The organism is Flagellimonas sp., assembly GCF_965215805.1.
Taxonomy (GTDB): domain Bacteria; phylum Bacteroidota; class Bacteroidia; order Flavobacteriales; family Flavobacteriaceae; genus Flagellimonas.
Map to the genome: position 1 here is coordinate 3,486,546 of NZ_OZ244124.1, position 15,435 is coordinate 3,501,980.

Here is a 15,435-nt window from a genome sequence, read left to right on the forward strand (position 1 = left end):
ACAATTTTTGGTCTCCTACTCAGTTTTAATGTCAAAAAGAAGTACAAAACTATCTTTAATTTTTAACTAAACGAGAAACTTATGAGGATTACCACATTATTTATCGGACTTTTTGCGTTTGCAACGACCATGGTCAGTGCACAAGACATCTCTGAACATGCCCTAGGATTGCGTTTGGGTGACAGCGATGGATTTGGAGCGGAAATTTCGTATCAAAAATCAATAGGTAGATATAACAGAGCTGAATTTAACCTGGGTTGGAGAGACAGCCGAGCTTTTGATGCCTTTAAATTATCAGGAGTTTACCAATGGGTGCACCAATTGGATGGAAATTTTAACTGGTACTATGGCGTTGGTGGCGGATTGGGCAGTGTTGATTTTGATGCCGTTCCCGGAGGTGATGACAATGATGGACTTTTTGTTTTTGCCGCTGGAGATATCGGAATAGAATACAATTTTGACATCCCGCTCTTACTTTCCTTGGATTTTAGACCTGAAATTGGCCTTATTGGCTACGATGGTTTCGACAATGATTTTGATTTTGACATAGCGCTGGGTATACGCTATCAGTTCTAATCAATCTTTCTTGGATAAACAGGCCTTTAGCTTTCATTTAAAGTTAAGGGTCTTTTTTATGCCGTAAGGATTGAATACCTTAGCGGCTAAATTTGATAGAATGAAAAAAATATTGACCATCGGTTTGGGTCTTGCATTCCTTGTTTCGTGCAATTCCAATCCGGAAGGATTTACCTTAAATGCTACCGTTACCGGGGAATTGGACAATGGTACCCGAGTTTTCCTAAAAACTGCGGATACCCTTAACAAATTGGTGGATGTGGATACCACTACCGTGGAAAACGGGTCTTTCACCTTCTCTGGTATACAGAACGAGCCCCAATTGCATTACATTACTTTGGAAACTGCGATGGGCAATATCCCCTTGGTTTTGGAGAACGGGAAGATTCAGGTCAAATTCCAAAAGGATAGTATGAATTTTGCCAAGGTAAAGGGAACCCCCCAAAACGAATTATTCATGTCATTTTTGGATGAATCCAGGGAACTGTCAACCCGGGCAAGATCTATGCAGAACGATATGCGAACAGCAGCTCAACAGCGTGACACGGCAACCGTATCTGCCCTGCGTGAAGAGTATATCGAGTTCCAAGACGACGTAAAAAACTTTAATATCCAATTTGCCAAGGATAACCCAAGTGCTTTGATTTCTGTTTTGATCATCAACAACCTTATGATGGGCAAAGTAATACCACATGATGAAGTTAAAGCCCTTTTTGATGGGCTGACTCCGGAAATGAAGGCTTCAAATCCGGGCAAAAAGCTTCAAGAACAATTGGACAATGCCAAAAGCACAGAAATTGGTGGAGTTGCACCAGAGTTTTCGGCTCCCACGCCTGAAGGAAACCTATTGGCTTTAAGTGATGTCAAAGGCAAATTGACCTTGGTGGACTTTTGGGCTGCTTGGTGCAGACCGTGTAGAGCAGAGAATCCTAACATAGTGAATGTATACAACAAATACCACGATAAAGGATTAAACATCATAGGGGTGTCTTTGGATACGAGAGCCGAAGATTGGACCAAGGCCATAGAAGCAGACGGTCTGGCTTGGAACCATATTTCCAACTTAAAACGTTTTCAAGACCCAGTGGCACGATTGTATAACATCAATGCTATTCCCGCCGCCTTCCTGATTGATGAAAACGGGGTGATTGTAGCCAAGGATTTAAGAGGTCCAGCTTTGGAACAAAAAGTAGCCGAGCTGTTGAACTAGCTCAGGCACATAAATAAGAAAAATAGAAAGGCCGAAGCTATCGCTTCGGTTTTTTTGTGTCCTGATTCCACTTATATTTTTCCCATTTTCTCCAAGACGAAAAGAATGGCAATGGGAATGGCCAGTAAAATCACAGTAAAGGTTTCAGTAATTAAAAGGTCGGGTTTGAATAGAAGTACAGAGGCATACCCCCCTATGGCTCCTCCAAAGTGCGCGGAATGACCAATATTTCCCATTCGACTTTTCATTCCATAAATGGAGTATAGCATATATCCAATCCCTAGGGCGTAGGCAGGAAACTCAAAAGGGATAAAAACAAATTGCAAGGGCATATCCGGATTCAAAAGAATGGCAGCGTATAAAATACCCGTTACCGCGCCACTGGCGCCAACCGCACTATAATATGGCTCATCTTTATGAAAAAATAGGGCCAAAAGACTCCCTCCCAACAAGCTTATAAAGTAGATGATCAGGAACTTTCCGGGGCCAAACCAATTGATGACCACATTGGCAAAGAAATAGAGGGTGAACATGTTGAAAAACAAATGTGACATGTCCACATGAAGAAATCCAGAAGTAATCGTTCGGTCCTTCTGTCCAGCTTTTATTCCTCCTATGCTGAACTTATATCGGTCAAAAAAAGCATCATCATTAAATCCCTTTAGGGACACTAAAACATTGGCTACCATAATGGCTATGGTCACAGCATGTAAATTGTGCATGAACAAAAAGGTTTGGACTCAAATATAGCTATATTTGCGCACAAGAATTACGTATGCAGCTGGTTGTTTTTTTACTTGTTTATCCCCTACTCTGGCTGGTTTCCAGACTTCCTTTCAAAGCACTTTATTTCCTTTCGGATGGTGTTTACGTTATCCTATATCGGCTGGTCGGCTATCGGAAAAAAGTAGTGCGCGCCAATCTGGCCTTGGTGTTTCCCAACAAATCAGAACTTGAACGAAAATCCATAGAAAAGAAATTCTACAAGCACCTTTGCGATATGTTCCTGGAAATGATCAAGACCATGGGCATTTCCAATGAACAGCTCCAAAAAAGATTCACCTTTACCAATCCAGAAGTACTGCATCAATTGGAAGAAAAAAAGCTGAGCGTCATGCTTATGTTCCCACACTACGCCAGTTGGGAATGGGTCATTGCATTGGACCAACATATCGCTTCAAAAGGGTATGCCATCTACCAAAAAATTGGGAACAAGTATTTTGACAAGTTGATCAGGGATATCCGACAAAAATTTGGCACTACCCTAATATCTACCAAAGACACCAAGGAAATTGTGGCCAACAACAAAGAGCAAGGACAATTGAGCATGTATGGGATACTAAGTGACCAATCCCCCATGATCAAGAAAACCCATCTGTGGACTCCTTTTATGGGAGTTACCGTACCTGCCCATACAGGTGCCGAGTTGCTCTGTAAAAAATTGAACCTGCCTGCAGTTTATCTTAAGGTGACCAAATTAAATCGCGGCCACTATCAAGGCTCGTTCAAGGTGTTGTCCGAAAACCCTGAGATGCTTCCAGAGTTTGAATTGACCAAGGCTTTCTTGAAGGAGGTGGAAGCTTCCATTTATGAAGCCCCGGAATTCTATTTTTGGACCCACAAAAGATGGAAACATAAGGACAAAGTGCCTTCGGAGTTTAAAAACATCTAGCGTACAATGGCGGGCAAAAGGAAAAGGTTTCTGAAACGTAAGATTCTTGGTTTTTTGATTCTTACCTATCTTCTTTTTGCGCACTCTTGTATGACCATGCGAACCTCTTCCAAGAACACCAAAATATATTTTGAGGAACACGAAACTACGTTTTCTGAACAAACAATCCCTGTTCAAGACAGGGAACTGCACTATATTCAGACAGGGAAAAAAGATGCACCCACCCTGGTTTTCATACATGGTTCACCAGGTAGCTGGGACGCTTATAAAGCCTACCTTTCCGATACCACCTTAACGAGTCAATTTAGGCTTATTGCACCCGATCGGCCTGGTTTTGGAAAAAGCGGATTTCGAAAGAGCATGGCGCTCCAACCCCAAGCAGTATTGCTAAATGAACTATTGTCCCGATTGGATAATGGGAAGCCTGTTACACTCATTGGGCATTCTTATGGCGGCCCACTCATCGTACAAATGGCTTTGGAAAAGCCAGAACTATTTGACAATCTGGTTATACTGGCCGGGGCCCTGGACCCTGATGCTGAAAAGCCTGAAAAATGGCGCAAACCCCTTACCTGGATTCCCTTAAAATATTTGGTCCCAGGTGCATTAAAGCCTTCCAACGATGAGCTTTGGATGCTGAAGGAAGACTTAAAACATTTGAAACCCAGGCTCCGAAATCTAAAAACGCCAACTCTTATCATTCATGGTACGGAGGATCAATTGGTCCCCTACCAGAATGTGGCTTTTATGCAAGATCACTTTACCCAGGTGGACAGCTTAAAGGTCATATCCATTGAAAATGAAAACCATTTTATTGTTTGGAACCAGGGGCAATTGGTCAAAGAGGCACTACTAAGCTGGGTACGAAGTGATTAAAACCTTCTATTGATGAGTTCAGCAAAGTTGTTGGTCTAATTTTGATGGAAATGCCACGCTTATTCCCTATACTTCTTTCATGGAAATACTATCAGTCCTCTTGGAAGAACTACTCGGTTTCCTGGGCATAACCCAAGTCCTGGAAATCCTAAAATCCGGTGATTATAGCGCATTTAGAACCTACGACGGTATAGCCTCCCTGATTTATCCCATAATTCCCCTATTGCTTTTGCTAGAGCTTGTTGTTGGCTTAATCTATAAAAAGCCACAGATCAAAGTGTACAAGGTCAATTTCCTCATTTATATCTTCAATCGGTTTGTGGGACGTTTTATCTCCATAGCCATGGTTGCCTTTTGCATTGGACTGTTCAGTGCTTATGCCCCTTTTAAAACGACCAACACTTGGTATTGGTTCCTATATGCCTATGTGGTGTGGGAGTTTGGACATTTCATCTATCATTATCTGGGCCATAAGGTGCGACTTTTTTGGTGTTTACATTCCACCCACCATGCTCCGGAAGAAATGAATCTTTCCGTGACACATGCCCATTTTTTCTTGGAGGCGCCCTATGCGGACACCATCCGTACCACGATTTGCATTTTGGCGGGAGTTCAACCTGAAATGTTGTTCACGGTAATGTTTATTGATGGAACGTATGGCGCTTTTATCCATATTGGGGAAAACATGATCAAAGATGCCCGTTTCGGCTTTTTGAACAAACTGATGCTCACCCCATCACACCACAGGGTCCACCATGCAAGAAATCCTTTGTACATGGACACCAACTTCTGCAATCTACTGAACATTTGGGACAAAGTGTTTGGCACGTATCAAGAAGAACAAAGAAATGTGGAAATTGAATATGGCATTACCCGTGAAATGGATTCAGGGAATTTTATGGATGTTTATTTCGGAGAAATTGTGGCACTGGCCAAAGATGTTGCCAAGGCACCTGGAATTGCCAACAAAATTCGGTATTTGATCATGCCTCCAGGCTGGAGTCATACTGGTGAACATAAAACCGCCAAACTGGTTCGCAGGGCGTATCTAGAGAACAGATAGCTCCGATAAAATTTTCCTAAAGTTTGGTCAATCACTGTTTTGTTTCCTAAATTGAACCTAATTCAAAAACCAAAAAATGAAACAGTTAGTATCAACCTTGCTGCTGCTTTGCGTCGCAATTTCCTTCGGACAAAAAGACAAAGCGGTTAATCCAGAAATTATTGATGCCATCAAAAAGGATGTGTGGATTCCTTTTATGGAATCGTACAATGAGCTTAACTCCAATAAGCTAAAATCTGTCCACTCCCAAGAAATTGTTCGGGTGACCATAGATGACAACGAAATCAAATCCGGTGAGAGTTATCTGGAGTACTTTGGCCAATTTTTGGACGTGGTAAAGAAAAAAGGAGGAAAAGTTGCCATTGCCTTTGCCATCTTGTCCACAGCCATTGACGAAAGTGAGGAAATGGCTTATCAAACAGGCTACTACCGTTTTAGTTCTTTAGGAAAAGACGGTGAGGAAATGGTGGTTCGCGGATACGGGTATTTCAACGTAGGCTTGAAACTGGAAGATGATGGCTGGAGAATCTGGTTGGATTCCGATAAAAAAGCCGACATCTCGGATTCTGAATTCAGCAAGCAAAAAACCCTTTACGAAATGGATGGGCCTTCCTAGGCCAGTCCCGCTACTTCTTTTATTTCCCCAATAATTCTATCTGCAAGTGCATCCGCTTCGGATTGGGATTTGGCTTCCGTATAGATTCGGATGATGGGTTCCGTATTTGATTTTCTGAGGTGCACCCAATTTTCAGCAAAGTCGATTTTAACTCCGTCCACAGTGGAGACTTCATGGTCTTTGTACTTGTCGTGCATGGCAGCTAGAAGGGCATCCACATCAAGTTCAGGTGTTAATTGAATTTTCTTTTTGCTCATGAAGTAGCTGGGATAACTTGCCCTTAGTTCTGCTACTGTACCTGCGCGCTCGGACATCAGCATCAAAAACAAAGCCGTTCCCACTAGGGCATCCCTTCCATAATGACTTTCTGGATAAATGATTCCCCCATTACCTTCGCCGCCAATGATGGCATTTTTGGCCTTCATTTTGGTCACCACGTTGACCTCCCCAACGGCTGCTGCTTCATACGAGCCACCATGTTTTTCAGTAACATCCCGAAGTGCTCTTGTTGAGGACAGATTGGAAACCGTATTTCCTTTGGTTTTTCCCAGTACATAATCCGCACAGGCAACCAAAGTGTACTCCTCACCAAACATTTCCCCATCATTACTTATAAATGCCAAACGGTCCACATCTGGGTCTACCACTATTCCAAAATCGGCATTCTCCGTGACGACCAACTCACAAATGTCCCCCAAATGTTCCTTAAGCGGTTCTGGGTTATGGGGAAAATGGCCTGTAGGATCGCAATAGAGTTTGACAACTTCCACACCCAATGCTTCCAGCAGTTTGGGAATGGCAATTCCACCAGTAGAATTGACCCCATCAACCACTACTTTAAATTTGCCTTTTTTGATTACCTCTTTATCTACCAAGGACAGATTCAGTACTTCATCAATGTGGATATCGATATAGGCATCGTTATGGGTAACAGTTCCTAAATCATCAACCGCTGCAAAATCAAAGTCTTCAGCCTCGGCCAATTCCAAAATACGCGCGCCTTGTTCCGCATCCAAAAACTCGCCTCTCTCATTCAACAATTTCAACGCATTCCATTGTTTGGGGTTGTGGCTTGCGGTCAGAATAATTCCTCCGTCCGCCTTTTCCAAAGGGACTGCTATCTCAACGGTTGGCGTTGTGGACAAGCCTAAATCGGTCACATCAATTCCGAGGCCTACAAGGGTTGATACCACCAAATTCTGGATCATTTCCCCGGATAGTCGGGCGTCCCTCCCAATTACAACGGTCAATTTATCTTTTCCGGAATATTGCTTCAACCAAGTTCCATAAGCCGCAGCAAATTTAACTGCGTCAATCGGGGTTAAATTGTCACTGGTGGTTCCTCCAATGGTTCCTCTAATACCTGAAATTGATTTGATGAGCGTCATAATTGTTAAAAAGTTTTTGCAAATATAAAAGGCTGGTTTAGATTCCGTGTTTCGAATTCGTAAATTTCACATTCAATACTTTTTAGTGAATTTTCTGGCCCATATTTATCTTTCCTTTGATGACCCTGAAATTACCTTGGGGAATTTCTTTGCGGATCATATTCGAGGTAACAAATACAAACATTTTCCAGAGCGAATCCAAAAAGGGATTTTGCTTCATCGGGAAATAGATACGTATACGGATGCCCATCCCATTGCCAAGGAAAGCAGCAAAAGACTGCATAAGAATTACAGTCATTATAGTCGGGTTATCGTTGACATTTTTTATGACCATTTTTTAGCCAAAAATTGGGCCAATTACTCCGAAGTGCCGCTGGAAGATTATGTGGAACGATTTTATGACCTTTTAGAAGACAATTATGCCATTCTTCCGTTGTCCACACAGCGAATGATGCCCTTCTTGATCGCAGATAATTGGCTGCTCAGCTATGCGGATTTGGATGGAATTTCCAAAGTACTGGATGGCATGAACCGTAGAACAAAGAACAAATCCCGCATGAACTTTGCCATCTTGGACTTGGAGGTGCATTACGAAGCCTTTGAAAATGAATTCACCCGTTTTTTTGAAGAATTGATTACCTTTTCCCGACATAAATTCAAATCCCTATGCGAAGACTAATTTTAGCGCTCCCACTCTTACTTTTTATCCATTGTAAACAACAACCCGCAGCTCCCACTGGATTGGTCACCGAAAAAGCCATGGTAGTCTCGGCACGTGAAGATGCATCCCGAATTGGTTCCGAAGTAATGGAAAAAGGTGGAAATGTTTTTGATGCCATGGTGGCTACAGAACTAGCCTTGGCAGTAGCTTATCCGTATGCAGGAAATCTTGGTGGGGGTGGATTTATGGTCTACCGTAAAAACAACGGTGAAATTGGCGGCATCGATTATCGGGAAAAAGCTCCCCTGTCTGCCCATAAGGACATGTATTTGGACTCTCTGGGCAATGTAATTCCAGACATGAGCACCTTGGGCGCAACAGCGGTGGGCGTACCTGGAACGGTGGCAGGAGTTTTTGCCGTACATGAGAAATTCGGTTCCCTCCCCATGGAAGAATTAATAAAACCCGTTATTGCCTTGGCCAAAAGAGGGGTTGTGGTAACGGAAAAGCAAGCGAAGCGTATTGGGAGATATCGGGAGAAATTTATGCAGGTCAATGGGGACAGCACCAAGTTTGCCCAAAAATTTCAGCCTGGGGATACCATCAAATATCCGGAGTTGGCCAAAACGTTGACCATCATCATGGAAAATGGAAAAGATGGGTTCTACAAAGGTGAAGTTGCTGAAAAATTAGCTGGTTTTATCCAGGAAAAAGGAGGTTTTATTACTGTGGAAGATCTTGGAAAGTATGAAGCCAAATGGAGAGACCCTGTGGTTTTTGACTACAAAGACCTCCGTATGATCTCTATGAGCCCCCCTAGTAGCGGCGGGGTGACCATCAACCAGATTTTTAAGATGATCGAGCCACATCATATAGGGAAATATGGGCATAACTCAGTGGAGGCCATACAGCTTTTCACGGAAGCGGCCCGTAGGGCCTATGCGGATAGAAACTATTTTTTGGGCGATCCTGATTTTGTGGATATTCCATTGAATGTGCTTCTAGACGACGAATATTTACAAGAACGCATGAAGGATTTCAGTTTTGAACAGGCTACCTTATCAGCTGATGTGGGGCATGGAGCAGTTGAAATCGTGGAAAGTTCTGAAACCACCCATTATTCCATCATTGATGCCGAGGGCAATGCCATATCTGCCACAACTACGCTAAACGGTGGGTTCGGCTCCAAACTTTATGCAGCCGAACTTGGCTTCTTTCTCAATAACGAAATGGACGACTTTAGTTCCAAACCCGGAGTACCCAATATGTTTGGACTTATTGGTGCTGAAGCCAATAGTATTGCTCCCGAAAAAAGAATGTTAAGCAGCATGACCCCAACCATCGTGGAGAAAGACGGGAAATTGTTTATGGTTGTGGGAACTCCAGGTGGCTCTACCATAATAACCGCGGTTGCCCAAACTATTTTGAACGTGCATGCGTTCAATCTTAGCATGCAGGAAGCGGTAAATGTACCAAGGTTTCATCATCAATGGCTGCCGGACCACATAACTTTTGAACCCAATGGTTTTCCTGAAGCGTTGATCAATGAGCTCAAATCCAAAGGATATGTGATCAAAGAAGACAGGACACCTGTAATTGGGAAGGTTGATGCCATTCGAGTATTACCAGACGGGAAATTGGAAGGTGGCGCCGACCCCAGGGGAGATGATACTGCCGTTGGATTCTAGTTTAGGATGATTTACGATATTGTTTTGCTATCAGCTCCCAGATACCTTTCAGCCAAGGAAGACTCGATGTTGCTCCAAAACGTAGTTCGGGAGGATCAATTAGTTGCGGATGCGCTGCGGAAGGAAGGTTTAAATGTAGTTCGTAAGTCCTGGGACGATCCAGATTTTGATTGGTCAACAACCAAATTTGCCCTATTCAGATCTACTTGGGATTATATTCATCGCGTTAAAGAATTTGGGGAATGGTTGGAGAGCGCGTCAACAAAAACCCGGTTTATCAACTCCAAAAAACTTATCGATTGGAATTTGGACAAACACTACCTCCAGGATTTGAAAGTGGAGGGTGTGCATATTCCCAAAACGGTTTTTATTGAAAAGGGAACGGACACCAGTTTGAAGAATAGCTGGGAACTTGCAAAAAAATCCTATGGTTTCCAAGGTTCCACTTTAATATTGAAACCATGTATTTCCGGAGGAGCTAGACATACTTATAAAATTGAAACCAATGCCATTGACGAGTACGAAGAGATATTTGGTTCCCTGATAAAAAATGAGGCCATGATGCTCCAGGAGTTTCAAAATAACATTGTGGAAAAGGGCGAAATCTCACTGATGGTTTTCAATGGAGAATACACCCACGCAGTTCTAAAAATGGCCAAACCAGGGGATTTTAGGGTTCAGGACGATTTTGGAGGTAGCGTTCATGAATACCATCCCAGCGAAGCGGAAATCCAGTTCGCATTAAAAACAGTTCACGCGGCACCGGAACTTCCCATGTATGCCAGAGTCGATATCTTTCAAGACAATGATGATCAACTTGCGCTTGCCGAACTGGAAATTTTTGAACCTGAGCTATGGTTCAGAAATAATCCTAGAGCAGCCGCTGTCTTGGCGAAACATATCAAAAACAAACTCTTTTAAGCTCCTAGCCAAAAAGGAGTTCCAAGAAATGCTTTAGCCCGTTTTTCGAGTTTTCTGGGTTCCAAACCGCAAAAAGTGACGTGTCAAAAGGAACATTGGTCAGCTCAATAAATCGAATCCCATAGTTTTTGTTGTCCATCAACGACTTGGGGATTATGGAAATTCCCATTCCACTTTCCACAAGTTTAAAAATGGTTGGTCCGTGGATGGAACGATGTGAAATACTGGGTGAAAAACCATAGTGCTGGCATAACTTAATAATTTGCTGATAGTACATTTGGCTCTGTTGATTGGGAAACAGGATAAAGTTTTCATTAGAAAACTGACTTATGTCCTTGAAGGTCGCATCTGAAATACCGTGATTCTCTGGTAGTACCACGCAAAGATTTTCCGTATAAACCGCTTTGCAGCTGAGACCAGGGGGAACCTCATTGGATCGTACAAATCCAATATCCAATCGCTCCGCTTCCAGCGCCTGAAGCTGTAATTGGTTGTTCATCTCATCCAAAGAAAATTTTGTTTTAGGATATTTTTCACTGAAATCCTTGATCAATGGAGGTAAAAACTCCTGCATGGCCGACCCCACGAAACCAATTCTGATCATCCCTTCTATTTCCTCCAAGGCCAATCTCCAACTTTCCAAGGATCCATGCATTTGATTGGTGACTTGCTGTGCGACTTGTTTGAACAATTGCCCAGCTTGATTTAGCCCGACCCGTCTGTTGGTTCGGTCAAAAAGGGGCTGGCCCAACAGATGTTCCAACCGCTGGATTTGTTGACTCAACGCGGATTGCGAAATAAACAAACGCTCCGCCGCCTTTCCATAATGAAGAGTTTGGGAAAGCGTAAGGAAATACTCCAAATGACGAAATTCAATTTGATTAGTCAAACTTATTGTTTATAATTAAATAATAATTGTTAACGATTAAAAGTACAATTAATTTTGTTCCCAATAAATCTATTAATATCGTTGAGTATGGTTGCTACAGAACAAACCCCTTTGGATTCAATAATGGAAGCGCTCTTTACCCCCTATAAAAAGCGTGTGGCTGATGTGGACAAAATTATCTCTGCCATGATTCAGAACAAGCTTATCGCAAATGAAGAGGCCATTGTAAATGATCATATAGCTTTTCGAACCTTGGGCGTACCCAACTTGGGCATTGCTTCTTTTGAAAAGATATTCCTGCACCATGGGTATAAGCGGATGGAGCCTTACCACTTTCCAGAGAAAAAACTGGACGCTTATTGGTATGCACCACCAGAAGAAAGACTACCTCGAATATTTATTAGTGAATTGCGGGTTCAGGATCTATCTCAACAAGCTCAAGGCATCATTGGAAAATATACGGGACAAGTTACCTCAGACCCAGTTGACCATTTGAATCTGAACGATCTTACTGCTGTTGGGGAGTTCTTCCACAAACCCTTATGGTCATTGCCAACCTTAGCAGACTATAAACTTCTTTTAGAGGAAAGCGAATATGCTGCCTGGGTCATTTACAACCGCTATTACCTTAACCATTACACCATCAGCGTACATGAACTTCCAGAAGCTTACGCCGACTTGGAGAACTTCAATAGTTTTTTGGAATCTATAGGTATTGTATTGAACTCTGCCGGAGGAAAACTTAAAGAAAGCAAAGATGGCCTATTGAGACAAAGCAGTTCCGTTGCCCAAATGGTGGATGCTGAATTCGCCAATGGGGAAAAAACCAAAATAGCCGGGAGTTATGTCGAATTTGCAGAACGCCTACCCCTACCAGAGTTTCAAAGTTTAGCTAAGGAACAGTTATCCCGTAACCACCGTAGGGAGGGATTTGAGGCTGCAAACGCGGATAAAATCTTTGAGAGCACCTATACGGAACAAACCCAGAAAAACTAGTTAGGCCGGGATTGGCCCACTTGTCTTTTTAGTTCTTCCATGGACTGTTGCAATTGGCGCAGCAACCCCGTTTCAGTGGTGGCATCCAAATTGAAGGTCAATTTGCTGCTTACCTCCCAGATTTCCTGAATCTGAAATGGTTTGATCTCATAGGGAGGATAGGTTTCGTTAAGGGATACCAAGGTAATATTGTTGGAATTGGGACGCCTCTCAATCTTCTTGACCAATACGGCATCCTGGAGTACAACCACATACATTTTGTTGGCACTCACATGGTCTATATGTTCAATGGCCCTGGCCAATACCCAGTCGTTGGGCCTTAAATTGGGTAACATACTATCCCCTTCAACCTGAAATCCTCTATATGTTGCGTTCCTAAATTCAGGGATAGGCATGTCAAAAGCAGGTAATTGCCTGTACCAACTTGTATCTGCAATATTCTGGGGATAACCCGCTGCTGCTTTGGCGTTGACCAACACCATATTCTCTTGTTCCTCACTGTTCACCGTGACCACTTTAGGAATAACGCTGGTTCTTGAGGTTTCCAAATGTCTATCCTCACTTTCCCCAAACAACCACAGTGGATTTATATTAAACTGACGCAAAAGCTCCACTACCACTTTCCCGGACAACTTGGTCCGACCCCGTTCAATGTCAGCTGTCGTATTGGATATACCCAAAAGCTTGGCAAACTCAGCTTGGGTATGCCCCAAGTCCCTTCTAATATCAATAAATCGCTTAAGCGTCAATTCGTTTTCCATACCTCAAATATATAGAATTTGGATTATTTCCAAAATATTTTATGGATTATTTCCATATTTAGGAATTATTCCATATTTTTGGACAAATTACAAGACGCAGTAACATGGGATCAAGCAAAACAATCATCTACGACGGTACTTTTAATGGGTTTTTAACTTTAATATTTAAGGCGTTTGAACACAAATGGTCCATAACCAACATTCAAAAACAAGGTGCTGGAGTCAGTGAGCTTTTCACCAATACCACTTATGTCAAAACAGATGTTGCACTGGCGAAAAAGGTCTGGTTCGGTATACATCAAAAAAATCATACTGCTGTAAAAAGAATATACTATGCATTTCTAAGCGAACAATCCCATATTGAAATCTTACTGTACCAATATATTCAGTCCGTAATGGGAATAGCCTTACCGGAAGTTGATATTAATGAGATTGTTGATACCCTAAACATACAGTCGAACAAAGTTGCACGGGAAAAGGGACGAATGGAAGCTTTTGTACAGTTCCAACTCTCCCAAGAAACAGGAGCGGCCCATATCAAGCCGAAGTACAATGTATTGCCCCTATTGTCCAAACACCTGAGACAAACCTACAGGGGAAGGGACTGGCAAGTCTTTGACGACAAAAGAAGGTATGGTGTTCGATACAGTACTTTGGGCTTGGAATTAATTTCGAATACTACAGAAGTCCGGGCTGCGGTTTAACTTTGAAAACTATCTTTAAACTTTCCGAAGCGAACATGGCTTATAAACAACTTAAACTATGGTTCGATACAGATTTGGCTGAACTCCTTGCGGACAAACTCCTTGCAAAAGGCATTGATTTTGATAAGGCCTCCTTTGTCAATTCAGTAGCTGAAAAATTGGCCTACCTCGAACTAAAAGATCGTGTGGAGTTAATGGCGGATGCGCTTCACTCCCATTTGTCGGATGACTATCCCACCGCAACTTCACACCTGATGGATATCCTTGGCCCCAAAAATGAAAAGGAAACTGGGATGTTCAAGGAGTTTTATTGGGTGATGCCCATCGCCAAATATGTGGAGAAGTATGGGTTGGACCATTTTGATACTTCCATGTCTGCGATTCGGGAAATTACGCAACGTAATACGGGGGAATATACCATAAGACCATATTTGGAAAGATTCCCTGGGCAAACCCTAGAAGCTATGCTGACCTGGTCCAAGGACAACAATAAACACCTGCGTAGATTGAGCAGCGAAGGTGTACGCCCCAGATTGCCCTGGGCCAGTAAATTAGATCAGTTTATTCAAGACCCAACTCCAATTTTCCCCATTTTGGAGAACCTGAAGGATGATTCCAGCAAATATGTGCAAAAGTCCGTAGCCAATTGCGTCAACGATGTTTTAAAGGACAATCCCGACATTGGAAAAACCTGGATTGAGAACTGGGTTCCCTTGGCATCCAAGCAACGTAAATGGATCATCAAACATGCGATGCGCAATCTGCTTAAAGCAGAAGATCCTTGGTCAATAGGAGTATTAGGCTCTTTATCCTGATGTGGCTATTTGCTTCGCTCACCCACAAATTGGTCGCTCTTATTTTTAAAGAGGACATTGAAAGTGGTCAAGCTTCCATAAATTCGGGTTATGTACTGTTGCAGGTCAACTTTTTCTTGATCATCCAGGTTTTTGCTACTGTTGATTTTTTGCTCCATTACCCTGATACGATCACGCACCATCACAATTTTATGAAAGAAAGTGTCAATCGGCATTTCCTTGTTGGCCAAATCGCCTCCAGGTTCCAAAACCAATTTCCCGCCACGCCATTTGTCCGCTATGGCAACTTTCTCAGTAGTATCGCTCCATTTTTTAAGAATGGATACCAGGGAACTTTCCACATCAAAAAAGCTGACGGTATCCACTTCATCCGAAACTCCTTCAATTACCTCAAATTCAGAATCAATGTCAATGGTTTCCAAACCATTTTCCAAAAAAGTGACCCAATAGTGTTGGGAAGATACATTGGTCACCACCCCTTTACCGTACTCAGGATGGTTAATACGAGAGCCTATGCCCAGTAGTTTCATTTGCGTCAATTTAAAGAACCCAAAAATAAGCCATCCATTGTCAATAACGAAACTGGAACACGCTTCCTT

General features: G+C 42.6%; 17 protein-coding genes. 12 read left to right on the plus strand and 5 right to left on the minus strand.

The window, feature by feature from the left end:
• The first annotated feature begins 81 nt into the window (after positions 1–81).
• Positions 82–576: a hypothetical protein gene (locus ACOOE0_RS15410; protein ID WP_420399800.1), complete on the plus strand. Its 495-nt coding sequence runs from the start codon at positions 82–84 to the stop codon at positions 574–576.
• A gap of 100 nt (positions 577–676) precedes the next feature.
• On the plus strand, positions 677–1,786 hold the full coding sequence (locus ACOOE0_RS15415; RefSeq protein WP_420399801.1) for a redoxin domain-containing protein: 1,110 nt from the start codon (positions 677–679) through the stop codon (positions 1,784–1,786).
• A gap of 71 nt (positions 1,787–1,857) precedes the next feature.
• Here the strand turns inward: ACOOE0_RS15415 and ACOOE0_RS15420 are convergent, their stop codons facing one another.
• Positions 1,858–2,508: a rhomboid family intramembrane serine protease gene (locus ACOOE0_RS15420; protein ID WP_420399802.1), complete on the minus strand. Its 651-nt coding sequence runs from the start codon at positions 2,506–2,508 to the stop codon at positions 1,858–1,860.
• Between the two features lie 53 nt (positions 2,509–2,561).
• On the opposite strand from ACOOE0_RS15420, the gene ACOOE0_RS15425 reads away from it, so the two are divergent.
• The 4 genes from ACOOE0_RS15425 (at position 2,562) to ACOOE0_RS15440 (ending at position 6,013) form a co-directional block, all read left to right on the plus strand.
• The gene (locus ACOOE0_RS15425; protein ID WP_420399803.1) at positions 2,562–3,458 is read left to right on the plus strand and encodes a lysophospholipid acyltransferase family protein; all 897 of its coding nucleotides are present in this window, start codon (positions 2,562–2,564) and stop codon (positions 3,456–3,458) included.
• Positions 3,459–3,464: 6 nt separating this feature from the next.
• A complete protein-coding gene (locus tag ACOOE0_RS15430; protein ID WP_420399804.1) occupies positions 3,465–4,334 on the plus strand; it encodes an alpha/beta fold hydrolase in 870 nt (289 codons plus the stop codon).
• 79 nt (positions 4,335–4,413) lie between these two features.
• The gene (locus ACOOE0_RS15435; protein ID WP_420399805.1) at positions 4,414–5,397 is read left to right on the plus strand and encodes a sterol desaturase family protein; all 984 of its coding nucleotides are present in this window, start codon (positions 4,414–4,416) and stop codon (positions 5,395–5,397) included.
• 76 nt (positions 5,398–5,473) lie between these two features.
• Positions 5,474–6,013 (plus strand): YybH family protein, encoded by a 540-nt coding sequence (locus ACOOE0_RS15440; RefSeq protein ID WP_420399806.1) that lies wholly within the window; start codon positions 5,474–5,476, stop codon positions 6,011–6,013.
• On the opposite strand, the gene glmM is transcribed toward ACOOE0_RS15440, so the two are convergent.
• A complete protein-coding gene (glmM, locus tag ACOOE0_RS15445) occupies positions 6,010–7,401 on the minus strand; it encodes a phosphoglucosamine mutase (protein ID WP_420399807.1) in 1,392 nt (463 codons plus the stop codon). The two genes, ACOOE0_RS15440 and glmM, sit on opposite strands and share 4 nt — an antisense overlap.
• Before the next feature lie 85 nt (positions 7,402–7,486).
• Between glmM and ACOOE0_RS15450 the strand changes: the two genes are divergently transcribed.
• From ACOOE0_RS15450 to ACOOE0_RS15460, 3 genes are read left to right on the plus strand one after another with little or no spacing between them, the layout of a single operon-like run.
• Positions 7,487–8,080, plus strand: a complete 594-nt coding sequence (locus ACOOE0_RS15450; RefSeq protein ID WP_420399808.1) for an ACP phosphodiesterase — start codon at positions 7,487–7,489, stop codon at positions 8,078–8,080.
• Positions 8,068–9,750, plus strand: a complete 1,683-nt coding sequence (ggt, locus tag ACOOE0_RS15455) for a gamma-glutamyltransferase (protein WP_420399809.1) — start codon at positions 8,068–8,070, stop codon at positions 9,748–9,750. The genes ACOOE0_RS15450 and ggt overlap by 13 nt, the downstream gene beginning before the upstream one ends.
• 6 nt (positions 9,751–9,756) lie before the next feature.
• A complete protein-coding gene (locus ACOOE0_RS15460; RefSeq protein WP_420399810.1) occupies positions 9,757–10,671 on the plus strand; it encodes an ATP-grasp domain-containing protein in 915 nt (304 codons plus the stop codon).
• A gap of 4 nt (positions 10,672–10,675) precedes the next feature.
• Here the strand turns inward: ACOOE0_RS15460 and ACOOE0_RS15465 are convergent, their stop codons facing one another.
• A complete protein-coding gene (locus tag ACOOE0_RS15465) occupies positions 10,676–11,560 on the minus strand; it encodes a LysR family transcriptional regulator (protein ID WP_420399811.1) in 885 nt (294 codons plus the stop codon).
• A gap of 87 nt (positions 11,561–11,647) precedes the next feature.
• Here ACOOE0_RS15465 and ACOOE0_RS15470 point away from each other — a divergent pair, with 87 nt between their 5' ends.
• Positions 11,648–12,556: a DUF1338 domain-containing protein gene (locus ACOOE0_RS15470; protein WP_420399812.1), complete on the plus strand. Its 909-nt coding sequence runs from the start codon at positions 11,648–11,650 to the stop codon at positions 12,554–12,556.
• Here ACOOE0_RS15470 and ACOOE0_RS15475 read toward each other — a convergent pair.
• Positions 12,553–13,317 (minus strand): XRE family transcriptional regulator, encoded by a 765-nt coding sequence (locus ACOOE0_RS15475; RefSeq protein ID WP_420399813.1) that lies wholly within the window; start codon positions 13,315–13,317, stop codon positions 12,553–12,555. The two genes, ACOOE0_RS15470 and ACOOE0_RS15475, sit on opposite strands and share 4 nt — an antisense overlap.
• A gap of 104 nt (positions 13,318–13,421) precedes the next feature.
• On the opposite strand from ACOOE0_RS15475, the gene ACOOE0_RS15480 reads away from it, so the two are divergent.
• Both ACOOE0_RS15480 and ACOOE0_RS15485 read left to right on the plus strand, forming a co-directional pair.
• Positions 13,422–14,021 carry a TIGR03915 family putative DNA repair protein gene (locus ACOOE0_RS15480; RefSeq protein ID WP_420399814.1) on the plus strand — a complete coding sequence of 200 codons (600 nt, stop codon included), beginning with the start codon at positions 13,422–13,424 and terminating at the stop codon, positions 14,019–14,021.
• A gap of 35 nt (positions 14,022–14,056) precedes the next feature.
• Positions 14,057–14,836 carry a DNA alkylation repair protein gene (locus ACOOE0_RS15485; protein ID WP_420399815.1) on the plus strand — a complete coding sequence of 260 codons (780 nt, stop codon included), beginning with the start codon at positions 14,057–14,059 and terminating at the stop codon, positions 14,834–14,836.
• A 5-nt stretch (positions 14,837–14,841) separates the two neighbouring features.
• On the opposite strand, the gene ACOOE0_RS15490 is transcribed toward ACOOE0_RS15485, so the two are convergent.
• Entirely contained in the window at positions 14,842–15,366 is a 525-nt protein-coding gene (locus tag ACOOE0_RS15490) for a hypothetical protein (RefSeq protein WP_420399816.1), read from the minus strand.
• Positions 15,367–15,435: the final 69 nt, after the last annotated feature.